The organism is Methylomusa anaerophila (genome assembly GCF_003966895.1).
GTDB lineage: Bacteria > Bacillota > Negativicutes > Sporomusales > Sporomusaceae > Methylomusa > Methylomusa anaerophila.
On the sequence record NZ_AP018449.1, the window covers coordinates 193012 to 216272 of the forward strand.

A 23261-nucleotide genomic window follows, 5' to 3' on the forward strand; every position below is an offset into this window, starting at 1 on the left:
TATTAATTTTTATTTCCCTCAAAGGCATTTTCCCGCCAAACCAGCAATCTCGCTTCCAGCAACCGGAATACCTTATTAATAATAAGGCCGATAATGGCGATAAGCATCGTAGCTCCGAAAAGCTGCGTTATCTTGTAAGTTTCCTGGGCATTTCTTGTCAACCATCCCATCCCGCTGCTCGACCCCAGCATTTCGGCAGCTATAACCATGATAAACGCTAACTGAGCCCCAATTTTCAGTCCGTTAAAAATACCGGGCATCGCCGCCGGCAGGATAACCTTGAAAAAAAGGGTTTGTTTACTTGCGCCCATGGAACGGCCTGTCTTTAGCAATAAAGGATCAACCCCCTTGATACCCATAATGGTATTAAAAATAATCGGCCATTGGCAGACCCAATAGATCATCGAGACTTTACTCAATTCACCAATTCCGAGAATAAGAATGAATACAGGAAATATAGCAAAGGGATTTACTTTTTCCAGCAGCCGGAAAAAGGGCAAAAATAATTTTTCTAGGGTTCTAAACATCCCACCCAGCAAAAAGCCTGCCGCTATGCCTACTGCCGCAGCTAAAAACAGGCCAATCGCCGCTCGCTGAAGACTGATTGCCATATGCTTGGATAACTCACCTTGTATAGCCAACAAATATAGTTTTTCAACTACCGAAAAAAATGTGGGAATAATTGTTTTATCCAACACGCCGTATCTCGGCAGCACTTCCCAAGCGACAAAAAACAATATCACCGGTAAGTTGCTGCCAAAGATAAAGTTTCTGATTTGGACTAACGCCTTTACCAATCCATTACTCATATTTTCACCCACTAAATAATAAAACTCAAACAAGTTTAATTGGTCGATTCCGGTTCAGTTTCCCGCCAGGTAATGAGAGTATTCTCAAGCCATACCAGAAAATAATTGATAATAAGGCCAATAACGGCTATGGCGAGGATTCCCAAATAAAGCCTGGGTATCTGCCAGTTATCCTCTGAATTCCGGATCAGCCAGCCCAGACCCATATTGGCGCCAAGCCATTCAGCCCCAATCAACAGCATAAACGCCATCGTGGTCCCGGTTCTGATACCTGTAAAAATTTGCATAGCCGCTCCCGGAAGAAAAACCTTGAAGAACATGGAGAATCCGTTTACCCCCATGGCCTTGGCACATTTAATCACCAGCGGATCAACCTGCTTTACCCCCTCCATAGTAGTGAATAAAATCGGCCAAAAGGAAGCCCAGAATATGATGCTGTATTTTCCCCCCTCCCCCACTCCGAACAAAATAAGAAATAGCGGCAAAAGGGTCATGGTGTTGATTTGGGCACATAGATTCATGAACGGCTCAAAATATTTGGCAACCTTGGGCAGCCACCCCCCTAAGATAAAACCCAAGGGAAGTCCAATGATAATTGATATGAATAAACCGATAAAGACTCTTTCCAGGCTCACCGCTATGTGCACATACATGTCGCCATTTTTCACCAGTACCCACCCTGCTTCCAGCACTTTGGAAACCGGCGGAATAAATTTGGGATTGGCCCAACCGATAACGGGTGCTACCTGCCATAATAGAAAGAACAAAACAATAAGATAGTAACTGATAAATTGGTCGTTTATTTTACGCACCCAATTGAGCATGAATTTCAACCTTCCTTCTGACAATTCCCGGCCTAAACAATATCACTTCCTTCCAAACAGCAAAAAGAGACCAAGGCTGTTTTCCAAAAAAACAGTTCCTTAGCCTCCAGTGTGATAACCGGTCAGCATCCGTTATTAATTTAACGATTCAATAACTATAATAAAAGCTTAGTTGTATTATAAATCATACAAATTTTCTTGTAAAGCATTTATCAAACCACAGTTTTTGTCCTTGGAGCAGCGCTTTTTTCTCAATTTTCCCGGAATACGTAAAATACCGGTCCCGCAGGATATTGACAAGACATTAGATATCATATATTCTATTAACTGTAGGAATTATTACTAAATTATAAAAATAAGCTTTTTGCACATTGTTACCCGCTACGTGAATAACTGCATAAAACTTAACTGACTTAAGAAATGAAGAGGTTAAGCCACAATAGGGTGGTTTAGCCTCTTTTCTTTATTGTAACAAGCAAAATTAGCATTGCCCCTGTCCTGCAAACTGCCAATTCATTATTTATTTTTCCTGGTTCATTTGGGTCTGAGTCTTAAAAAACCATCACAATTAGGAGGTTATCAAGTGACTACTTTCATCGAACGCGCGAAATCCACCTGCGCTCTTGGCGGTGCAATTGTTACCGTATCGGCCCTGCCGAAAGCAATTCCCATCGTTCATGGCTCGGGAGGTTGCGCGACCATGTTGTCAGGTACGTATAACTCGGCAAGCGGCTACAAGGGTTCCGGGTATTGCAGCGGCCATATGACACCCACCTCGAATGTTGTCGAAAGAGACATCGTTTTCGGCGGCGAAGAGCGGTTGGAGGAGCAGATTGCCAACACCATCAAAATAATAGACGGCGACCTTTACTTTGTGGTTTCCGGCTGCCAGGTCGAAATCATCGGCGATGATATCATAGGCGTGGCCCGCCGTTTTAAAAACGGAGTGGCGCCTGTTCTTGCGGCGAATACGCCGGGCTTTTTGGGCAACGGTTTTAAAGGGTATGAAGCGGTGTTGAGCACCCTGGCATCCGAGTTTGTTGAACCCAAGGCGGTAAAGGATGAAAAGGCCGTTACTATATTAGGGATTATGCCTGGCCAGGACGTCTTTTACCGGGGTAATATCCGTGGAATCAAAAGGTTGTTAAAACGGTTGGGCCTAAAGGTCAATACCTTCTTTGGCGATGGAGAAACCATCGAGAATATAAAAAATTACGGGGATGCCGCCCTGACAATTGTATTTTCCGATAAATACGGCATTGATACCGCCAGGGTTTTCGAAGAAAAGCATGATATCCCTTATATTACCGCCGATCTCCCCATTGGCGAAACGAGAACCGATGCGTTTTTACATAAGATCGGCGAACGGCTGGGAATTGATCCGGCGGCAATCAAAGCGCTTATTGCTGAGGAAAAACGGTATTATTACAGCTATATCGAAAGGTTTCTGGATATCTACGGTGACATAGACCTGCAGAGATATGCAATTGTTTCCGCCGATATCAACTATGCATTTTCACTGACAAGCTATCTGGCCGACGATTTGGGCTGGGTCCCGCATCTCGTTGTCATCAACGAAGATTTAGATGATTTGAACAAAAAGAAATATGAACTAAAATTTGATAAGTTAGGTTCGGAAACCAAACCAAAAGTGATATTTGAGCAACACGCCGGGCAGCTTCTCAATCATATCCGGCAGAGCTGGAAGTACAACTCCAACGATAAATATTATGATGCTCTCAGTCCGGCTTTCCTTGTGGGCAGCAGCCTCGAAGCCAGTACAGCGCAGAAGATCGGAGCGGCATTCCTTCCCGTTTCATTCCCGGTCACCAACCGGGCTGTTTTGGACAGAGGATACACAGGATACAGAGGCGGCTTGACACTTGCTGAAGACCTTATCTCAGCACTAGTCAGCAATCGATAAATAAGGAGGTATTACCATGTCTAAATTGACCGAAGATCTTACTTATGACTATTTATCAGCCGAGGCCGCGCCTACCCGGGAAGAACGGATCGGTGCCTGCAACGCATTTGGCGGTTCCTGTCAAAGTCTAAAAGTTGGCATGGGGCAGGGTTGCACCAAGTATAACAGCAGAAAGTTTGCCCAGGGCGGCGGTTGCCAGTTAAGCCTGGCTTTAGGGATCGTCAGGAGTTTCCAGAACTCGGTAACCATCATTCATGGTCCCCTTGGCTGCGCTTCCACTAACCTAAGTGTGGCCGGGGTGACCAAAACAGCGCGGATACTAAAGCAAAAACAAGGGACCGATAATGTCTGGATACACACTAATCTGGATGAAAATGATGTAATTGCCGGCGGCATTGACAAATTGCGCCAGGCGATCTTGTATGCGGAAAAGGAATATCGCCCGGATGCCATTATCATCGGCAATAGCTGCGTGCCCGGCATTATAGGCGATGATATCGACACCCTGCTGGATGAGCTCGACGGGCAGATTGCGGCCAAAGTTGTGCCTGTTCACTGTGAAGGGTTTAAAAGCAAGTTTGTCGCTACCGGCTACGACTCCGCCTATCATGGAGTACTAAAGAAATTGGTTGATCCGGTTAAAAAATATGACAAAGTAATTCCGGACGAGGTTGCGGATGCCCGCGAAAAATATATCCTCAGCAAGACTGTGAATCTTTTAAATGTTGGTTCCACCAGCTATGGTGATGAAGTTGAGTTGTCCAGGCTGCTCCAGGCCCTGGGTCTGAATGTCCGGGTATTGCCTTTGTATGCCAGCATTGATGAAATATCGCGTATCGGCGAAGCGGCGCTGAACATCAGCATTTGCGCGACGCACGATGATTATCTCACCGGTCACCTGAAAGAGCGTTTCGGTACAGAATATGTCATTGATACCCTGCCCATCGGCATCAAAAACACGAATCAGTGGCTGCGTACAATTGCAAAATTCTTCCAACTCGATAGCGAGGTGGAACAACTAATCGCGCTTGAAACAGCGCAGCTTGAAAAAGCTCTCGAACCCTTTAAAAAAGCCTTTAAAGGCAAAACTGTGTTTGTGGGCGGCGGTGAGACCCGCATCTTTACAACCGCCGAATTTTTTCAGTCATTGGGCATGAAGGTTCTGGGACTGAAACCGCACAATTTCGACCGTTTTGCCGTGCCGATGATTGACGATATCGATGACCCGGATGCCGTTATTGACGTTGCCCCGGGACAACCGGCGGAAGAATTGAATGTGCTCAACCGGCTCAGGCCCGACCTCTATGTCGGCCATACGGGCGCACACGCCTGGGTGACGAAACTGGGCATTCCCACCGTTCCACTTTTCGGGCAGTCGTTTAACTATATGGGCTATTCAGGCGCATTTGAGTTGGCCAGAAAAGCGGCGAAAAAGCTTAAAAATACTTCCTTTTCCAAAAAAATATCGGCCAATGTACTGCTGCCGTTTCGGCCGGAATGGTATGAAAGCAATCCGTTCGACAATATCAAAGAGTTCGACAATATCGACAATATCAAAGAGGCACATATCAAAGAGGCGCAGGGTTGACACAAAGATATCTATATCTCGCGCGGTCGGAGTGCTTCCGGCTATGGGTGAAGGGTATCTGTGGTATCTGTAAGGAAGAAAACAAAATACTGGTAAACCGGTAATTGGACGCAAAAGAGGAACGCCTGGATGATGTGGGCGTTCCTCTTTATTTCATTTCCAATGAATTGCTTATTTTTTTGCAAACGGATTGAATTCGTTGGTATAAATCTGATCGGGCTTGATGCCGGGCTTAATTTCGCCAAATTCCGTTAACAGGTCGATCCACACTGTTACTGATTCCTCCGTTATGATTCCATCGGGAGCAAAATAACGTGGTTTTATCTGTTTCGGATCTACGTTGGCTCTCTTGGCGGTAATTTCAGTAGCTTTCTGCATGTTGGCATTCTGCCAGTTGATGGTTTTCGCCATGGCAGTGACAAAACGTCTTACTACGTCAGGCTTTTCTTTGATAAACTTTTCAGTGAAATACAAGGGCGTCCCGCCGGCTTTGGTGCCCCAGGGCTCAAAATCGCTGAACAGGTAATTAAATTCTTTACTCTGCCTGAGTTCGGCGGGCAGTTGCCGGCTAAATCCGGCCACGTCAACTTCACCCTGGCGCAAGGCTTGTTCCATCAGCGTATCGGGCATGATGATAATCTCAATTTTGCCGCGCGGGTCTTTTATGCCGCCGGTACGCATATATCCGTACGGTATATACTCATTGCAGCCGCCGTAAGTAGCTATGCCTATTTTTTTGCCCACCATGTCTTGCGGGCCTTTTACCGGGCTGTCTTTCAGCGTTATATACGTGTGGTGCGGTATCTCTTCCGTGGTTTCCGACTGGGCCACCACCGCCTTTATCTTGGCGCCGGCGGAAATCCCGGCAATGGTCCGGTTGACATGAGCGCCGCCCACATCAATTTTCCCGGCGACAACGGAAGCAACCAGCTGTCCGCTTGGCACCTGCCCGACATACTCCAATTTTATACCCTGTTCCGCAAAATAACCCAGTTCCTCGCCAACCCAGTAGAGTACGGTTGAGGTAGCATCGGCGACGGGAGTCGGTACCCGTATAACATCATACTTTTTCCCATCGCCGGCCGTTGCCGTATCCTTCTTCTGTTCCTTGGAGCATCCAACCGCAAATACCAAGGCCAGCGCCAGCAGTGCAGCCATTATCCGCCTAACAGCAGTTGTTATTTTCATTCATACCGGCCCCCTAATTAATTCACTACAGCCGCCTAAGAAAGCATTTCAACAAAAGCTTTTACCCGGGTAATTACCTGGCCGGTTGGCGCACCGGTCTGGAATGATCCCTCCAGATTAATGCTGGGTATTCCTTTTGCATGGAAATATTTTCGCCACATCTCCCGGTCGACGCTGGCGAAGGAACAGCCGATATAACCGTAAAGGATGAGACCGCGGGCATTCAGTTTGTCAACTTCGTGCTCAAGCACATTCCGGGCATACACGCCAGCGCCGGCGCCGGCATTGTCATATACCCACCTGGCCAAGGACTCTACCGGCGGCACATCCTCCCGGTACAGTTTAAAGGGAACGCTGCGCAACCCCAAGAGGGCGCCGCCGGCTTGGTCAATGGCTTCATAAATGCCGAATTCCTGGCCGGTTCCCCCGGCCCAGACCAAGGGTATGACCTTCTTTAACTCCTTTTCATCGACCGGTTTATTTTCCAGTTCCTCAATCAGCAAATCAATGGCCGCTTCATATTCTTCCGGCTTGCCGAAATAATTGTTCAAGCCGATATTCAGCATTACAATGGTAGCCAGGCTGCGCACATAGAAAGGATGCTTCCGCCGCAATTCCAGAACTGTCTTCAGTTTATTCAGCAGGCGGTTTTTTCTTTGAATTTCCCTTATCAACTTGTCTTCGTCAATCTTCCTACTGCCGGTAAGCCATTCGGCCACGTCATAAATTTCATCAACAAGAAACTGGATCAATTTTTCCAAACGTTTGCCTTCCACGGTCGGCCCGCGGTAAACAACATCATTGTTGTACACGTCATAGCCTTCCCGTTTCATGATCTCCCAGGCCAGATTGTACGGCTCGCAGGCTGAACTATTGCCGAGAATGCGGTTTATGGTAGAGGTGTTGCGGCGCAAATGCCATTGCCCTACCGTGCATTTTACCATTGAGCAGGTTTCCACCGGAAACTGATAGTAGTCTTCGGCTATCTGCATTGCTTCCTTGTCGCTTAGCCTTCCCATCTCGCCATAAGCCACCGGAATAGTATCGCAAGCATAGATCAAGGGCACTTGCCAACCGACACCGCCGGACCAAATTGCCTTCGTTTTCCCTTCCTTGTAGGCTTTTTCAGCATCAGGTATGTAGGATTCAGAAAGGTTCAATATTTTGTTGATTGCAGGCGAATAATGGTGAACCTGCCGGCAATGCTCATAATAATCCCGCTGACTTTGAATGTCCTCAATATCCATAGTAACAAGTACCTCCCTAACTGGCTAATCCTTCTTTTTCCGACCGGTCGGCCGCGACGGTCTTCTGGGCGATAACCGCCGCTCCGAGCGCCCCGGCATAAATAGCATCCAGTTTGACTACACTGAACGGATGGTCCAATACTTCTTCCAGCGCCTTTTTCATGCCCCTATTGTTGGAAACCCCGCCGGAGAATACCAGATCGGCTTCCAAGCCAATCCGGTTGAAGAGGTTTTTTACGCGGCGGGCGGTGGCAATGTGGATGCCGGCCGCTATGTCGGCCCTTTTTTCGCCCTTGGCTTTTAACGAAATAACCTCCGACTCGGCGAATACTACGCACTGGCTGCTGATATCCGACGGTTTGGTGGCTTTCAACGCTTCATCACCCAACTGTTCGGTAGTCAAATCCAGCAATCCGGCTACTTTCTCCAAAAACCGGCCGGTACCGGCGGCGCATTTGTCATTCATGATAAATTCCACTACTTTGCCGGTTTTCGGATCCACCCGGATGGCTTTGGAATCTTGCCCGCCGATATCCACGATGGAACGGACTTTCGCATTCAACGCATGGGCCCCCATGGCATGGCAGGATATTTCCGTTACAATTTTGTTCTTAATACCACCAAAATTCAGAGCGATACGGCCGTAACCCGTGCCAACAATATAGACAATATCCGAATGCTGCAGACCGGACTGTTTTAATAACTTCTCAAACAGCTTATCGGCAGTTTGCTGGGCAAATACGGCGGTGGGGGTAATCGCCGTGTACAATTCCCCCTCGTGAAAAAGCACGGCTTTGCCTGTCCGCGATCCGATATCAATGCCGATAACCTTGTCGCTGGTTATGGTGGAGCCTACCTTTTTGTCAAGTATTTCTTCTATTTTCATAGTAATCCACTCCTTGTCTCTTTTAAAGATACCTTTTTAAGAAAGCATTTCGACAAAGGCTTTTACCCGGGTTATCACCTGGCCGGTCGGCGCCCCTGTCTGGAATGATCCTTCCAAGTTAATGCTGGCAATGCCTTTTTCATGGAAATACTTCCGCCACATCTCCCGGTCGACGCTGGCGAAGGAGCAGCCGATATAGCCGTACAGGATAATGCCGCGGGCATTCAGTTTGTCAACTTCCTGCTCAAGCACGTTGCGGGCGTACACGCCGGCGCCGGCGCCGGCATTGTCGTATACCCATCTGGCCAGCGATTCAACCGGCGGAACATCCTCCCGGTACAATTTAAACGGAACGCTGCGCAACCCTAACAGGGCGCCGCCGGCTTGATCGATGGCTTCATAAATGCCGAATTCCTGACCGGTTCCGCCGGCCCAGACCAAGGGTATGACACTCTGTAGCTCCGCTTCATCCACCGGTCTATTTTCCAGTTCCTCAATGAGCAAATCAATGGCCGCCTCAAATTCTTCCGGCTTGCCGAAGTAATTGTTCAAACCGATATTCAGCATCACAATGGTAGCCAGGCTGCGCACATAGAACGGATGTTTCCGCCGTAATTCCAGAACTGTCTTCAGTTTGTTCAGCAGACGGTTCTTTCTTTTAATTTCTTCTGTTAATTTGTCTTCATCAATTTTCTTGCTGCCGGTAAGCCATTCCGCCACATCGTAAATCTGGCTGACAAAAAACTTGACCAACTCTTCCAGCCGCTTGCCTTCCACCGTAGGTCCGCGGTACACAACGTCATTGTTGTATACGTCATAGCCTTCCCGCTTCATGATCTCCCAGGCCAGATTAAACGGCTCGCAGGCTGAACTATTGCCAAGAATGCGGTTTATGGTACTGGTGTTGCGGCGTAAATGCCACTGACCCACCGTGCATTTCACCATTGAGCAGGTTTCCACCGGAAACTGGTAATAGTCTTCCGCTATCGCCATAGCCTCCTTGTCGCTTAAACGCCCCATTTCACCAAATGCCACCGGAGTAATACCGCAAGCATAAATCAGCGGTACTTCCCAGCCATAGCCGCCGGCCCAAATAGCTTGCTTCGCTCCTTCCTTATATGCCTTTTCGGCATCGGGAATGTAAGATTCGGAAAGGTCTAATAGCTTATTGACCGCGGGTGAATAACTATGGATCTTTTTGCAATGTTTGATATACTCATGCTGACTTTGAATGTCCTCGATCTCCATCCGTGTTCTCCCCTCTTTCTCCTAATACTTCCACAAAGGCCTCCAGTCTTGTTTTCAATTGTCCCTGATCGCTGGCCGAATAATCAACAGGCACTTCTAATACCGGTATTCCCAGTTTTTGATAGTGCCGGAAAAACTCATGTTTTATCTGACCGTAGCAGGGACAGAACTTAAGATATACGTATAAAACCCCGTCTACCTTGTATTCCTGCGCCAGTTGCCCCGAGATTTCCACCCGTTCGTATAATGGCTTCATCCGCGTGCACGGCGATTGATCCAGATAGCCTTCCGCCAGCGCTTGATAGGGGTCCCCTTCTTCGTTAATGTGGAAGCCTACGTTTCTCGATCCGGTGCAATGGTCTTCGATGACGACCCGCGCTCCTACCGTGTTTTCAATCAGTTCCAACAGGCGACGGTCGCCATCGGCAACAATCCCGCCCGCCATCATCAGGCGGATTGGCTTGTTCCCTTCATCCGGCACCGCCGTTAACTTTTCATAGATCTGTTCATACAATACCAGAAGTTCTGCCGGCGGCAGATAGTAGTACCCTTTGATAAGTTCCAGCAGGTCGCCGCCTTTGAGGGGCGGGTTATCCCGTTTACGCAGTTCGGAAATTTTGCGCAGCACCGCCCGGACTTTATTGTAAAGTTTTATTTGTTCCCGTACTGATTCAACATCAACGGTATTGCCGGACAGTTTTTCCAAATCTTCCTTAAAGTTCAATATTTCCGTGCGGTAGTAATCCCGGGATGATTCCTTATGCCGCAGCCGCGGCAGAATGTATATATCCGACGGGGTAAAGAAGTCGCCGACGGCCTCGCCGACCTTTTTGATGCAGTCGCAGGTATAGAAGGTGTATACTTTATCCAGCGCTGTGTATAAAGGATCGCCTTCTTTGAAGGCTCCCAAAATACTTTTGGTGAAATCGCAAAATACACTCTGGGTAATTTGTTCCCCGCTGGCAACGATTTGGGTATCGCCCATTTTAAACAGCCGCAGTTGGTTGACTCCCGCCGCATTGATCAGTTCCAGCGGGGTATAGGTGCACAAGTAACCTACATTCTTCCTGCCGTCCGCCTGGGTAATAATGATTTCCTGTTGTTTGGCGATCCGGTTATGCAGCTCGGTCAGGTCCAGAGAATGGCCTTCCCCGGCCACAGCCCCTTTGTGAACGCCGGCCGCCTCAAAGTTGAGGGCATGCACCGCCGCTCCAACAGCGCCGGCATAAATAGCGTCCAGTTTGAATTCGCTGATCGGGTGTTCCATAAGATTTTCGATTGCTTTTCGCATGCCGATATTATTGGCTACACCACCGGAAAATGCCAGTCCCGGTTCCAAGCCGATCCGGCTTAGGAGATTTTTTACCCGGCGGGCAGTCGCCAAATGAATACCGGCCGCAATATTCTCCGGCGATTCTCCTCTGGCCCGTAGGGAAACCACCTCCGATTCGGCGAATACCACGCATTGGCTGCTGATTTCCGCCGGTTTGTCGCCTCTTAATGCTGTTTCGCCCAGTTGGCTCAAATCCAGGTCTAAAAGCTGCGCTACCCTTTCCAGGAATCGGCCTGTGCCGGCCGCGCATTTGTCGTTCATGACAAACTCCACTACTTTACCGGTTTCCGGGTCGACTTTAATGCCTTTGGAATCTTGTCCGCCAATATCGATGATGGTTTTTATCCCGGCATTAAGGTAATGCGATCCCAGGGCATGACAGGATATTTCGGTAACAATCTGGTTGGGTACGTCCGCAAAGCTCAAGGCGACCCGGCCATAACCGGTGCCGACGATATAAGATATGTCGGTACGCTTTTTACCCGAGGCTTCCAGAAGTTCGGCCAATAATTCCTCAGCCGTTTCCTGCATATCGATCCCGGTCGGCACCTGGGCCGTATGGATTTCATCCCCGCTTAACAGTACCGCTTTTGCTGTCCGCGAACCGATATCAATGCCGACTACGGTTGATCCGGTTATAGTCGAGACTAGGGACTCGTCGATGACTTCTGCTATCTTCACTTTGTTTCTCTCCTTTTGTCTTTTCTTTATATTTTCTTTACCTGGTAATGCATAACCCCTAACATCAAGCGGGTTCCATGTTCTCCTTCCAGCGGGAAAGATAATTTTCCAGCTTAACAAGCAGGTAATTCACAGTCACTCCCAGGATTATCAGCACCAGAATACCGGCATACATCTTCTCAATCTCGTATTGGGCCCGGGTGGCAAAGATAAAAAAACCAAGCCCGGAACTGGCTCCCAGCATCTCGGCCGCCACCAGGATGATAACAGAGCGGGTCGCGCTTATTCTAAGCCCGGTAAGAATGGAAGGAACCGCTGCCGGCAATATTACTCTGGTAAACAAGAATAAACGGGATATGGACATTGATCTGGCCGCTTTTATCAGCAGGGCATCGACTGTTTTAACTCCTTCGATGGTATTGATCAATATCGGCCAAAGGGAACCGTAAAAAATAATGCTGATTTTGGCTAATTCCCCTAACCCGAAAAAAAGAATAAACAAAGGATACAGTGCCAAAACCGGAGTGTTTCTGCATGTCTGCACCAGTGGATCGACTATTCTTTCAAACCGCTTGAACCAGCCCATAAGAATCCCCAACGGAACCGCCAGCGCCACTGCGAGGACGAAACCTGCCAGCGACCGCTGGAGACTCGATACCATATGGGTAAATAGTTCTCCTGTCAGAGTAATCTCTACCAATCCCAGGATCACATCGCTAAACGGCGGCAGACTGCGGTAATCAACTATGCCCATTAACGGCAGAATTTCCCATAGTGCGATGACAACGCCGATAGCGATTACTTTTTTTATATATCGCCAGCTTTTTTCATAATAAAATTTCATCATGTTTCACCTCCTCCGTGCTGCGCCCGACGACAGCGCACCTTTGGCGCCGTCAACAGCCAACTTCATCCAGCTGTCTTCCCGGTTACCTGTCTCTTAGTCATCATCATCCGCTATTTTTTCTTTCCAGCCGCCTGTTAGCCGTTTGTCCAGCTCAACCAACAGATAGTTGACTGTTACCCCGATAAAGGATAAGGTGATAATGCCGGCATACATTTCCGGCACTGCGTATCTTTCCTCCATGTAAAAAACCAAAAAACCCAAACCGGAATTAGCTCCTATCATTTCGGCCGCCACCAGGATAAGCAGCGAACTGGTGGCGCTAAGCCGGATTCCGGTCAAAATATAAGGCAAAACCGCCGGCACTATTACCTTGTAAAAAAGCGCAAATTGAGAGATGCCCATCGATCTTGCCGACTTTATTAATATTGGGTCAGTATTCTTTACCCCGGCAATGGTATTGAGCAAAGCCGGCCAAACCGCACCCCAGGTGATGATGGCAATTTTTGAAGCTTCCCCTAACCCGAAAAACAGCAGAAATACCGGATATAGTGCCAGCGTTGAAGAGTTCCGGCAGGCTTGCACCAGTGGGTCCACAACTTCTTCCAGCTTACTGTACCACCCCATAAAAATCCCCAAAACAATTGCCGCCCCCGCGCCTAAGCAAAAACCGGCAAAAGAACGCTGAAAGCTCACCCCGATATGCCTGAATAACTCGCCGGAACTGAGCAAGTTGTATAAACTTCGCGCCACGTCGCTAAAAGGCGGCAAAAGAAACGGATCCACCAGTTCCAGGCGGGGTATTACTTCCCAGATAATAAGCACCAGAGAAATGGCTATGATTTTTTCCAGTCCGGACGATAGCCGCGCAAAGGCCCGAAAAATATTGCTATTTTGTACGCCTTCAATCAGCTTTACCCTACTTTGATAAACCTTGCGAAGGCCGCTCACCGCATTTTCGTTCATACAGACACACCTTCTTTTTGTATACTTGATGGCATCTGTTGCCAATATCATTAGGTAATTAGGGATAGCATTTGTCAGCTTTTGCCTCCGAATGGCGAGCGTAAAAAAGAAAAGCCGGAGACGCAACTCGCGTCTCCGGCTTTTTTACCGGTCAACTCACGTAAGTTAAAAAAGTTTATTCGATATTTAAATCATTCTATCTACTGTCTTGTCACCTGTCAATAATCTATCTAACTATATTCTATCACCCGGCGATGCGTTTTCGCGCCGGGATCTCCCGTAAAACAATAAAAAAGCAAAACTTTTTCCGTAAGGAATAAAATTTTGCCTTCAGATTTCCTCTGATCAGCCATTTTTTAATGCTATTTTTTGTAAAGCATATCATTTATATTTAAAATTGTCAATATACATTTATAAACATAATTTTTTTGCTTGTCATTTTAGGTAAATTGTTATAACGAAAGTGTTTCGATATCCCAACCAACAATGGATTAAAGACAGATATTGATTTCTGGATTAAACTCGGTGAACGAAACGGTTTTTTCAAACCCGGGGAAGGAAAGCGTCCGATCTTTATACCAACGAACTCAATCCATATTACAAAGGCGAATTGAAGTAAATACATGCAAAAAGACATCTGTATAGGTGTCTTTTTGCATTTTTTTCACTCTAGTTTAGGGCATCTCCCTCTTGTTCAGTTGGGCGGCCGGTTCACAGGCTTTCCACAGCTTTTTGGGCCCATTTGGAATCCGCCAGCACGGCTCGGCCGATGCCGATAAGATCTGCTTTTCCTTCTGCCAACAGTCGCTCGGCAGCCTGCGCCTCGGTAATACCGCCGGTGAGAATTACCGGAATGGACACGACTTTTTTTATCGCCTCACTTAGAGGAGCAAAATAGCCTTGCCCGGTAAGGCCCGGAATGCTGTATCCCGAGAAACCGCCGGAAATATCAATGATGCTCACGCCGGCTTTTTCAAATTGCTGCGCCGCAATCTGACTGTCCCCAATGGTTGTGCCGCCTTCGCTAAAATCCGAAGCGCCTAACCGCAGGAGAATGGGAAACTCTTCCCCTACAGCTGCGCGCACGGCTGCAATCACTTGCAGATGGATGCGAATGCGGTTGTGCACATCGCCGCCATATTCATCCGTCCGCCGGTTGGTCAGCGGCGAGAAAAACTGATTGAGAAAGTAGCCATGGGCCGAGTGGATTTCCACTCCGTCAAAGCCGGCTTCCTTAACCCGGCGGGCGGCATCACCAAACGCAGTTACAACATCCGCTATTTCCTGCCGGGTAATTTCCCGGGGAATACTCCCCTTGCGCGGGTTGACTACGGCCGAAGGCCCCACCGGCGTTGTACCGGTAATTTCCGGAACAGCCGCGCTGCCGGCATGGTTAATTTGCACCACGCTCTTGGCGCCGTTACGGCGGATGATGTCCGCCAGTTTTTTTAACCCTTCAATTACATCGTCATCCGCAACCGAGAGTTGATTTTCACCGGCCTTTCCCTCCGGCTTAATGAAGCTATGCTCAACTATGATGAGGGATAGATACCCGCCCGCAGATTTTTCGGCATAGTAATCCAGTATTGCCGGGCTGACTTTTCCCCCCGGGTCAGCTTTGGCAGTAGCCATTGGCGGCATAACCAGACGGTTAGCCAGGGTTAAAGCTCCTGCCTGTAACGGTTTAAGCAAATAAGACATAAACATGACGCCCCCTTTATTAAATAATTAAGCTTGAGATAATTAAGAATTTATTATAAATCAAGATACCAAATAAATTGTACCTCAAACCTGCTATCAACATCCTCAATATAAGCATATTCATCAATTTTTCTTAAAACTGCTCCCTGTTTGTGATAAAACTTACAAGCAGGTACATTATTATTTTGACATTCAATTTTCATTTGTTTAAAACCATTGCTTCTTGACCACTCCACAGCAAGATCAAATAATTTCTGTCCTATACCTTGGTATTTATATGTATCAGATACGCGTATATCCCATAATACAGTTATGTCCTCTCTTCCATCAAGCATACGTATATCAGCAGTTCTGGAAACAATTGTTACCGCCCCAATAGGTTTTCCATCATCAAATGCCATAAAAAATGCCCAGTTTGTTATATCAAACTTTTCACTAAACTTTGTTGCCTTCGCATGTTTTGAAAAATCCCGTACATAATTTTTAACCGGTACTTCTTTTAAAAGAATACCTCCAAGTCCGTTATTGATTCTATCTAGCACATAATGACTCTTTACGTAAACTCGCATAGCAATTGTATCGTATTTTTTAAAATAATTACAATCTATTCTTTTATAACTTATCATTATATTCCCCCTTAAACGTATCATCATGTCTTTCGACTTTCCTAAAATGCGGCTCTGACTGCAGTTTAATTAGATATTATCTTTAATCCACCGGACAAAACTCTCTACCGACTCAAAAGATAAGTCCGGTTCCATGTCTTTGACACATTGTGCGTTCGCAGTATCGGCCCAAACGGCGCCGATTGAAACAGTGCCTGCCGCTTTGGCTGCTTTAATATCGTAAGCTGTATCTCCAATGTAAGCAACGTCCCTCGGATTATAGTTCCATACACTAAGCACCTTTTTAATGTGAGCGGGTTTATCGGCGCCATGTTCCGAGCCGGTTTGAACAACCTCGAATAACTCTCCCAATCCGGAATGCCGCAAAGAGATAGCCATGGTGCCGGGACCTTTCCCCGAAACAATTGCCAGTCTGATATTCCGCTCAGTCAATAAGGTCAAGGCAGCTTTAATCCCGGGAAAAGGTTCTGAATACTCACAGTGGGCCTCATCGTAGGCCGCCAAATAATGTTGCAGGCTTTCCTCCCACTTGTCAGGCAAAAGCTTTTTAAAAACGCCCTCTTCCGTTGGGCCGAACAAGGCGCTTATCTCGGCATCTGAGTACTCCCGGCCAAGGAACTTTAACAAGGTGCTGCGAAATCCGCTGTAGCACACCGGTAAAGTGTCAAGGAGCGTACCGTCCATATCGAATATAATGCCTCTTATTCTCATCTTGACATCTATCCTCCCCTTAAAGTCATCCCGGATTATTGCATTAGGCCAAATGTTATTAAAAAAAATAAGACCTCGCAGAAAATGCCGCTCTGCTGGCCTTCAGTCTTCTCACTGATCAGCTCAATGCTTAACAGGTTTATATAAAAACAAGCCTCGCTTTTTGTAAAGTGTAGCATTATACATGCCCGATGTCAATGTGATTTTTACCTAAAAAATACCAGATATCTTCTTGATCATATTGACACCACAGCAGTGTCTGGAGTAATATTATTTAATTATCGCCATAATCGGCTCCGGGGCATTTGGCTACAACGCGGGAGAAACACCGGCCGCTGCCCCGCGCCGGGAAGGCACGGTAACAATAATCAAATAAGGGATTAAAAAGACCGGAGGTTCAACTCCGGTCTTTCTAATTTATTGTTACAACAAATCTTGTTTCCTTTTTGCAGCAAATCTGATTATACCTTAATAAATGCAGTTGCCACAGCCCCGGCAACTACAGCTTGAATTTCTGCACAAATCCGGGTCCCTTGGAGTAATCCAGGTATTCAACCTCCCTGGCCGTGATTTTGAAGATCGCCGTATTCGGCAGATCCCCATTGGCAATTCTCTCTTTAAAGCGCGGGCTTCGGTCACTTAACAGTGCCACCGCCTTGTTTAATTCAGATTCCTGTTCAACTTGGGCCGCTTCACCAATGAGAAGTACGCTTTTCCAGCTGTCAAGGGTTTGGTTGTCGTGTTCAAAAAAGAAAGAGACCTGCTTATTTTTTTCAATCCCCTGCACTTTCGCCGCGCTTTTTTTCGTTGAAAAATAGATATCCAGTCCACTCGGCACAAAACTTCCCATTGAGCGGAGCACCGGGACATTGTCTTCCCTCACATAGGACAAAATCGCAAACCTGGTCTCCGTAATGTAATTAAGCACTTCTTGTTTCCATTGTTCGTTGCTCATTTCTTTTCAAATCCTCTCTTTTTAAAATGTTATTTTAAAAAATAAAAAGGCTGAATTCCAAATTAATGGAAACAGCCTCTCGCTTTCAGCCAGTCAGTTGTCTTAGAATGAAATTAATCTATTTATGTATTTTCTCCAATCTATTTCATTATATTACACCTCTAAATGATTGTCAATAAAAACCAAATTTCCTGGATGAAATTCAGTGCTATATTGTATTAACTGACAACATACTTTAGCGACAAAAAGACAAACAGAATGACCAGTGACGCAACCAGCCAGGTTCTGACCACTGTTGTACCTTTGCGGATTACCAGTTTACTGCCTGCATAATTTCCGGCTATATTGGCCATAGCCAAGAACAGGCCCAGTGATATAAGCACTTTTCCGTTCCACAAGAAAACCATTGAGGATGTAATGCACGATATTACCGTAAAGGGTTTCGCCGTTGCCGAGGCGTTGACAAGATCCAGCCCGGCAAATAAGTTTAAAGCCAAAATAAGAAAGCTGCTGCTGCCCGGACCAAAAAATCCATCATAAAATCCTGCTGCAAAACAAATTACCGGGATCTTGACCGGCAGCATTCCGGGAGGCGCACCGGCCTCCCCTCCCTTGTTTTCACGGGGAATAAGGGTTGCCAGAAGCGCCAAAGGCAGAAAAAACAGGATGATTTTTCCCACAGCTTCATTGGAAAATAAAAGAATGGACCTGGAGCCGAGAAAGCCCCCCAGCAGCGAAAATACAATTCCTCGTTTTACTATTTCCCACATTACTTTTTTATTGATGACAAAATTGATAAACGAACCGAATAGTCCGATGGTTGCGGCAAATTTATTGGTGCCAAGAGCTATTTGCGGCGGCAATCCGGAAAATAAAAGAGCCGGCAGCAGCAGCAGGCCGCCGCCGCCGGCAATGCTGTCCAGAAAACCGGCCACAAACGAGGTGGACAGCAAAAAAATCGCAATGGCTGCAGTCATTTAAATTACCTCGGTATCTCTAAATATGGCGTATTCATATCGGTCCCGCCAAGTGCCGTTGGAGTAAACATGCTGTTTATGTTCCGCTTCTTTTATCATCCCGCATCTTATCATGACCCGCTCGGAAGCCTTATTTTGGGCATCGCACCTTGCTATAACCTTATGGAATCCCAATATATTAAAGCAATAATCAATTAATAGTCTTGCCGCCTCTGTCGCATATCCCTTACCCCAGTAATCTTTAGCAAGAACCCAGCCCAAATTGGCTACACCGCCTGTCTCACTCCTGCTAATTACGGTGAATCCTGCAGATCCTATTATATCACCATTTCCTAATACTACGGCAAAAAAGTACAATTTCCTGTTTGGATTGAAATTTTCTTGTATGCTTTCCGATAAATGTACTAATGTTTGATCCTTTACAGTTGTTTTCCTGTGAGGCAAAAATGTCATCACTTCGTTATCAGACATCCACCCATGCATTTTGTCCAGATCACTATGAGTGAAATCTCTTAATAAAACTCTGCTGCCTTTTATTGCAACCATAATCACAAAGCCTTATGACCGGAATCAGATGGGCGTCCCGGATGGTTTCTGAGCCACGGCGAATATGGTGTAGCCGTCGAATTCTATTCCGTCTTCGGTCCGGTGCTTTTCAAGCTCGGCTTCAATGTCCAGTTTGGCCTGTTCCCGCAGCGAGTCGGGAACATGGTTCAGGTAGTTGCCAAAGGAACTCGCCTCACTGAACCTGATCACATCTCTGGCAGTCGCATAATTTCGCTTGATCTCCTTTACCTGGACGTCCTTTACCTTTAAGCCGGCTTTCGCCAGCAGCTGGATAAGTTCGGTGGTAACCAGGCCGTGCTGATTCTGGGTGCTGTCCTCCAGTCGTACAAGTTTGTTATAGGGCTCCCGCTTTAATACACTGTCGGTAATCAATCTCACGCCGGAAACAAGGGTCAGTTCCTTGGCGCCGGTTGTAATTCCGACCTTTCCTCCCGGTTTGAGAACTCTCAATATTTCTTTTAAAGCAGTCTCCTTATCAAGTACCCAATGGAAAACCGAACTCAGGTAGACCACGTCGATACTGTTATCCGCTATGGAACTAAGGTCCTCGGCGGTTCCGGTCCTGAACACGGCATTCGGATGCTCGTTCTTCGCCTTGGCAATATTGATGCGCTCCTCCAGCGGGTCAATACCGACATAGTGTCCGGACCGGCCGATAATGTCGATTACATGCCGGCCCAGCCGGCCGGTGCCGCTGCCGATGTCCAAGACCGAATCCCCGGGCTTTACCCCCAGTTTTTCGATTAGAACACGTCCTCTGTTAAATTGCGAATCGCTGATCTGATCATAGGTTTTTGCCAGTTCCTCATTATCAAGAATAAGACTTACTGCCATTATAACCGCTCCTCTCATTTTTAAAATGATGTATTATTCGACTTTAAGTGGGGAACTGCTTATAAACCGCTATCTGCGTCGTTGCACTATCTGTGGGGCTGTCATCTGCGACAAGTTAACCCGCGTTGACAATAAGAATCGTCGTCGCGCCTACGGTCTGACTATGATAGTTCGAACTGTAATTAACAAAAATATTATTACAATAAGTTTTTTTCATATGCAACGGTATCTAACGATTTCTAAGCAGTTCGAGGCATTTGATAATCTCTTTTTACCACGGCCAGTCGGCCGGTGCGTACTGAGACAGGCGTACCTCTCTTATCTTTCATTCTCTTTTGCAAGTTCATAAATAGCGGCTGCATAGATTTCTGTGGCTTTCAGCAGTGTGTCGATATAGTAATAATAACATTCTTTTAGGTTTCATCATATTATTGCTCCTTCCCGATAAAAAAGAAGACCAATAGAACACACAGTATCTCAAGCGTCTCCAATATCTATGGATTCTGGGAATTACTAATTATTTCGCTATATATATCTTCCAACAGTTTCAACGCTCCATGATAGCCAACGTAAAAACTATTTAACACAAGTCTGTCGCCCACCGGCATGGAAACAGACAAATGAAATCCATTGACCTTTTTAGAAAAAACCTTTTCCCAGGAACTTCCCAGAATCAAAGGCCTTCCCGTAAGTTCGATATTCCTTATTTCTTCCTGCACCCAGCCGCCGTCATTGGAAAAGAGGACTTTGGCTTCAATGCCGTCATTGAATTTTTTGAACTCAGCTTCAATTGCTCCCTGATATTCAGGCAAAACCCCGTCAGTAACAAACTGCGTTTCAGGAATAAGGCCCATGTCATTAATGAGGAACCTGGATATACCCAGGCTGTAAAAACTGTCGGCCACCGTAATAAACCGGTTGGGAACTATTCTGGTCTGATAAATCGCCTCCAAAGCGCTCTCAATATACGAGTAGTACTCTCTTTCATGCTGATAAATGACTGCTTCAATTTTCTCAGACGCAATACCGGCAAACGAGCCCAGGGTCCGAAGGAAATTGCCGGTTTCGGTCGGGCCTATCGGCAGAACAGGATAATGTAAATACGGCGTCCCGAACTTTTCCTCCAAATGCCGGACATTTTTCAGACCTACCCAGGGAGATATGAGCAAATTGAATTGGGCTTTGGGAACTTTGTTAAGAGCTTCAATGCCTTGCCGCTCCAGCCCAAAAATAATATTGGGGATAAGGCTCAGTTCCCGGACCAGCTTTTCTATTTCCTTTAAATTGCCTAGCCAGAACGCATCCTGAAAAGGAACAACACTCCAAATGTTTACCAGTCCCGCTTCTTTGCTTTCCGCCGGCTTTAGGTACTGGTCAATGACGGCATCGACCACAATTTCATGTCCAATATAGTTGGTGCCGTTGAATCCGCCTGTCTCCGCATAAACAACAGGTTTTCCCTGCTGTTGAAACTGCTTGACGACTTCTCCCGCATCATCACCGACAATTTCCGGAACGCAGCCCGTAAGAACGATAAACAAGTCCGCATCGATTATCTTAAGGGAATTTTCAATTGTTTGCCTTAGCTTTTCCTCACCGCCGAATACTACTTCCGTCTCGCCGATATTGGTGCAGGGCATTTGCGTCCCGCCCACATATCCTGAGCCATGAAACCCGTTATTCGAGCCGATAGCCCCGCCTAGCTTGGAAACGCATCCCTGCCCGGCATGCAATATGGGAGCCGCCCGCCGTATTGCCAGAACCGACTGCATACTTCCCAGGGCGCAGGCATGTCTTAGCTGTTCTAAATACTGTGCCATATTATTCGGCCTCCTGCGCCAGAAACTGGAAACTGTTCTGCTTAAGCCACCAATCAGTGTATGGGAGCTTCATCCATTTGGCGATATTTCTTTCCCGGCTCCGGTTTGTTAACGCATCCAGCATTTTGTAGCCAAAATTAACTGTTCCCCGGTAGCCGAATACGTCGTATTCATCCGTAATCATGATGGAAGCGACACCCATTTTGGCAGCCCATCCCGCCGTCCCCCCATGGCGGGACAAATAAATGTCCGGTCGAAATTTATTCAGTATGTTCATCATTTCAAAGGCTTGCAAATCACAAACACTTATCGGCACGTCGGATCCATCTTCCGACAAATGCCTGGCTGAATCAGGAGCGTTGCCGTTATCGAATTTCTGGTCAAAATGCCAGGACGTCGCCCACACAACTTCCATTCCCAGCTCTTGCGTAAGAACCCGCACATAATCATGGGCAAAGCCCGGTCCCATACCGATGACTGCCCGGCGGCCCTTAAGTTTTTTTCTTAAGTCCGTAAGGGCAGGCTGGTACTTTTTTTGCTGCTCCGCCAGGAAAACCTCAACCTCGTCTTCCTTGCCAACGACTTTTCCCAAGCCCCGCAACCAGCCTTGTATCCCGGCAATTCCCTGAGGATGCAGCCCTTTTACACTTGGTACGCCATACAGCTCTTCGAGGGCATTTTCGATGTAGGTTGACAGAGTCCCGCAGATGGCCATACTGGCGGCAGCTTCAGACATTCGGGACAATTGTTCGACTGTACACTGGGCTACCATGAATACCGGTTCCAATCCTAACCGGGCAAAAATCTCAGCGATTTCAACCCTGGCTCTGGCGTGAAAATTAAATATATTTACTTTATTGGTTTTAGCCCGCGGGGGTTTGACAATACTGGTCAGTATGGCGTGAAAGGCGGCGTCAAATCCGGAAGCCCAAACCTTGGTTTTAAACCCTTCACAATAAACGGGAGCAAGGGGAATAGGTATTTCCTCTTTAAGCTCATCCAGGGCACTTTTAATATCTTCGCCAATAATACCGGAAACACAGGAAGTAGTAACAAAAATAGCATTGGGGTTATGCCGCCGGTACGCTTCCCTCACAGTTGCCTTAAGTTTCTCGGTTGCGCCAAATACCGTATCCTCTTTGGTCATATTGGTGTTAAAAAATCCAATGTTTCTGGGCTGCCAGCCATCCCATCCCCGTGCCTTCTCCGACCACTTGTTTAATGTGTTGCTGCCGATTTGATCGGCGGCACAGCCAACAGGAGCGTGATTTACAATTACAGCGTCAACTATTTCGCACAGATAATTCTGAGCGCAGCCTGAGTTGCAGGAACTGGCCTGGGTAAAACAACGGCTGCTATTTTTCTGGGCACAGGTGGACGCTTTCGACACCAAATCATTGATTGTACCTTTGTAACCGGTAATTGCTCCCAGCCTTTGTTCTCTGATGGCCACTTCATTCTCCAAATTATGTATCGCCACAGTTTCCACTCTCCTCAATTCATTTGAAAGGGCAAATTCCCCGATGTTATTC

The 23261-nt window shown here is 46.9% G+C and carries 20 protein-coding genes; 2 read left to right on the plus strand and 18 right to left on the minus strand.

Features of this window, described 5'->3' with window-relative positions; all coding sequences use genetic code 11:
• Window positions 1–2 precede the first annotated feature (2 nt).
• Together MAMMFC1_RS00730 and MAMMFC1_RS00735 are read right to left on the minus strand one after the other, a co-directional pair.
• Window positions 3–809, minus strand: coding sequence for an ABC transporter permease (locus MAMMFC1_RS00730; RefSeq protein ID WP_126305653.1), 807 nt, complete (start codon window positions 807–809; stop codon window positions 3–5).
• Window positions 810–844: 35 nt separating this feature from the next.
• A complete protein-coding gene (locus tag MAMMFC1_RS00735; protein WP_126305654.1) occupies window positions 845–1633 on the minus strand; it encodes an ABC transporter permease in 789 nt (262 codons plus the stop codon).
• A 583-nt stretch (window positions 1634–2216) separates the two neighbouring features.
• Between MAMMFC1_RS00735 and MAMMFC1_RS00740 the strand changes: the two genes are divergently transcribed.
• Window positions 2217–3557 (plus strand): nitrogenase component 1, encoded by a 1341-nt coding sequence (locus tag MAMMFC1_RS00740; RefSeq protein WP_126305655.1) that lies wholly within the window; start codon window positions 2217–2219, stop codon window positions 3555–3557.
• Window positions 3558–3573: 16 nt separating this feature from the next.
• Complete coding sequence (locus MAMMFC1_RS00745; protein ID WP_126305656.1) at window positions 3574–5145, plus strand: nitrogenase component 1; 1572 nt, start codon at window positions 3574–3576, stop codon at window positions 5143–5145.
• A 171-nt stretch (window positions 5146–5316) separates the two neighbouring features.
• On the opposite strand, the gene MAMMFC1_RS00750 is transcribed toward MAMMFC1_RS00745, so the two are convergent.
• The 16 genes from MAMMFC1_RS00750 to MAMMFC1_RS00835 all read right to left on the minus strand — a co-directional run bounded on the left by MAMMFC1_RS00750 (window position 5317) and on the right by MAMMFC1_RS00835 (window position 23209).
• Window positions 5317–6333: an ABC transporter substrate-binding protein gene (locus tag MAMMFC1_RS00750; protein ID WP_126305657.1), complete on the minus strand. Its 1017-nt coding sequence runs from the start codon at window positions 6331–6333 to the stop codon at window positions 5317–5319.
• A 35-nt stretch (window positions 6334–6368) separates the two neighbouring features.
• A complete protein-coding gene (locus MAMMFC1_RS00755) occupies window positions 6369–7580 on the minus strand; it encodes a 2-hydroxyacyl-CoA dehydratase subunit D (protein ID WP_126305658.1) in 1212 nt (403 codons plus the stop codon).
• Between the two features lie 16 nt (window positions 7581–7596).
• Entirely contained in the window at window positions 7597–8466 is an 870-nt protein-coding gene (locus MAMMFC1_RS00760; protein ID WP_126305659.1) for an acyl-CoA dehydratase activase, read from the minus strand.
• Between the two features lie 36 nt (window positions 8467–8502).
• Window positions 8503–9714, minus strand: coding sequence for a 2-hydroxyacyl-CoA dehydratase subunit D (locus tag MAMMFC1_RS00765; RefSeq protein ID WP_126305660.1), 1212 nt, complete (start codon window positions 9712–9714; stop codon window positions 8503–8505).
• The gene (locus MAMMFC1_RS00770; RefSeq protein WP_126305661.1) at window positions 9683–11728 is read right to left on the minus strand and encodes a 2-hydroxyacyl-CoA dehydratase; all 2046 of its coding nucleotides are present in this window, start codon (window positions 11726–11728) and stop codon (window positions 9683–9685) included. Before MAMMFC1_RS00770 ends, MAMMFC1_RS00765 begins: the two co-directional genes overlap by 32 nt.
• 64 nt (window positions 11729–11792) lie before the next feature.
• A complete protein-coding gene (locus MAMMFC1_RS00775) occupies window positions 11793–12575 on the minus strand; it encodes an ABC transporter permease (RefSeq protein ID WP_126305662.1) in 783 nt (260 codons plus the stop codon).
• 93 nt (window positions 12576–12668) lie between these two features.
• Window positions 12669–13538, minus strand: coding sequence for an ABC transporter permease (locus tag MAMMFC1_RS00780; RefSeq protein WP_126305663.1), 870 nt, complete (start codon window positions 13536–13538; stop codon window positions 12669–12671).
• 711 nt (window positions 13539–14249) lie between these two features.
• The gene (locus MAMMFC1_RS00790; protein WP_126305664.1) at window positions 14250–15239 is read right to left on the minus strand and encodes an oxidoreductase; all 990 of its coding nucleotides are present in this window, start codon (window positions 15237–15239) and stop codon (window positions 14250–14252) included.
• A gap of 53 nt (window positions 15240–15292) precedes the next feature.
• Window positions 15293–15865, minus strand: a complete 573-nt coding sequence (locus MAMMFC1_RS00795) for a GNAT family N-acetyltransferase (RefSeq protein ID WP_158618586.1) — start codon at window positions 15863–15865, stop codon at window positions 15293–15295.
• Window positions 15866–15934: 69 nt separating this feature from the next.
• A complete protein-coding gene (locus tag MAMMFC1_RS00800) occupies window positions 15935–16576 on the minus strand; it encodes an HAD family hydrolase (protein ID WP_126305666.1) in 642 nt (213 codons plus the stop codon).
• 499 nt (window positions 16577–17075) lie between these two features.
• Window positions 17076–17531 carry a pyridoxamine 5'-phosphate oxidase family protein gene (locus MAMMFC1_RS00810; RefSeq protein ID WP_126305667.1) on the minus strand — a complete coding sequence of 152 codons (456 nt, stop codon included), beginning with the start codon at window positions 17529–17531 and terminating at the stop codon, window positions 17076–17078.
• 218 nt (window positions 17532–17749) lie between these two features.
• Window positions 17750–18508 (minus strand): sulfite exporter TauE/SafE family protein, encoded by a 759-nt coding sequence (locus MAMMFC1_RS00815; protein ID WP_126305668.1) that lies wholly within the window; start codon window positions 18506–18508, stop codon window positions 17750–17752.
• Window positions 18509–19054: a GNAT family N-acetyltransferase gene (locus tag MAMMFC1_RS00820; protein ID WP_126305669.1), complete on the minus strand. Its 546-nt coding sequence runs from the start codon at window positions 19052–19054 to the stop codon at window positions 18509–18511. It lies immediately after the preceding gene.
• Window positions 19055–19078: 24 nt separating this feature from the next.
• Entirely contained in the window at window positions 19079–19909 is an 831-nt protein-coding gene (locus MAMMFC1_RS00825) for a class I SAM-dependent methyltransferase (protein WP_158618587.1), read from the minus strand.
• A gap of 494 nt (window positions 19910–20403) precedes the next feature.
• Window positions 20404–21729: a nitrogenase component 1 gene (locus tag MAMMFC1_RS00830; RefSeq protein ID WP_126305671.1), complete on the minus strand. Its 1326-nt coding sequence runs from the start codon at window positions 21727–21729 to the stop codon at window positions 20404–20406.
• Window position 21730: 1 nt separating this feature from the next.
• On the minus strand, window positions 21731–23209 hold the full coding sequence (locus tag MAMMFC1_RS00835) for a nitrogenase component 1 (RefSeq protein ID WP_126305672.1): 1479 nt from the start codon (window positions 23207–23209) through the stop codon (window positions 21731–21733).
• Window positions 23210–23261 lie beyond the last annotated feature (52 nt).

Excerpts from the sequence above, each read along its gene's own strand:
- MAMMFC1_RS00730 (WP_126305653.1), bottom strand. The coding sequence starts at position 809 with ATGAGTAATGGATTGGTAAAGGCGTTAGTCCAAATCAGAAACTTTATC.
- MAMMFC1_RS00735 (WP_126305654.1), bottom strand. The coding sequence starts at position 1,633 with ATGCTCAATTGGGTGCGTAAAATAAACGACCAATTTATCAGTTACTAT.
- MAMMFC1_RS00745 (WP_126305656.1), top strand. The coding sequence starts at position 3,574 with ATGTCTAAATTGACCGAAGATCTTACTTATGACTATTTATCAGCCGAG.
- MAMMFC1_RS00750 (WP_126305657.1), bottom strand. The coding sequence starts at position 6,333 with ATGAAAATAACAACTGCTGTTAGGCGGATAATGGCTGCACTGCTGGCG.
- MAMMFC1_RS00755 (WP_126305658.1), bottom strand. The coding sequence starts at position 7,580 with ATGGATATTGAGGACATTCAAAGTCAGCGGGATTATTATGAGCATTGC.
- MAMMFC1_RS00760 (WP_126305659.1), bottom strand. The coding sequence starts at position 8,466 with ATGAAAATAGAAGAAATACTTGACAAAAAGGTAGGCTCCACCATAACC.
- MAMMFC1_RS00765 (WP_126305660.1), bottom strand. The coding sequence starts at position 9,714 with ATGGAGATCGAGGACATTCAAAGTCAGCATGAGTATATCAAACATTGC.
- MAMMFC1_RS00775 (WP_126305662.1), bottom strand. The coding sequence starts at position 12,575 with ATGATGAAATTTTATTATGAAAAAAGCTGGCGATATATAAAAAAAGTA.
- MAMMFC1_RS00780 (WP_126305663.1), bottom strand. The coding sequence starts at position 13,538 with ATGAACGAAAATGCGGTGAGCGGCCTTCGCAAGGTTTATCAAAGTAGG.
- MAMMFC1_RS00790 (WP_126305664.1), bottom strand. The coding sequence starts at position 15,239 with ATGTCTTATTTGCTTAAACCGTTACAGGCAGGAGCTTTAACCCTGGCT.
- MAMMFC1_RS00795 (WP_158618586.1), bottom strand. The coding sequence starts at position 15,865 with ATGATAAGTTATAAAAGAATAGATTGTAATTATTTTAAAAAATACGAT.
- MAMMFC1_RS00800 (WP_126305666.1), bottom strand. The coding sequence starts at position 16,576 with ATGAGAATAAGAGGCATTATATTCGATATGGACGGTACGCTCCTTGAC.
- MAMMFC1_RS00810 (WP_126305667.1), bottom strand. The coding sequence starts at position 17,531 with ATGAGCAACGAACAATGGAAACAAGAAGTGCTTAATTACATTACGGAG.
- MAMMFC1_RS00815 (WP_126305668.1), bottom strand. The coding sequence starts at position 18,508 with ATGACTGCAGCCATTGCGATTTTTTTGCTGTCCACCTCGTTTGTGGCC.
- MAMMFC1_RS00820 (WP_126305669.1), bottom strand. The coding sequence starts at position 19,054 with ATGGTTGCAATAAAAGGCAGCAGAGTTTTATTAAGAGATTTCACTCAT.
- MAMMFC1_RS00825 (WP_158618587.1), bottom strand. The coding sequence starts at position 19,909 with ATGGCAGTAAGTCTTATTCTTGATAATGAGGAACTGGCAAAAACCTAT.
- MAMMFC1_RS00830 (WP_126305671.1), bottom strand. The coding sequence starts at position 21,729 with ATGGCACAGTATTTAGAACAGCTAAGACATGCCTGCGCCCTGGGAAGT.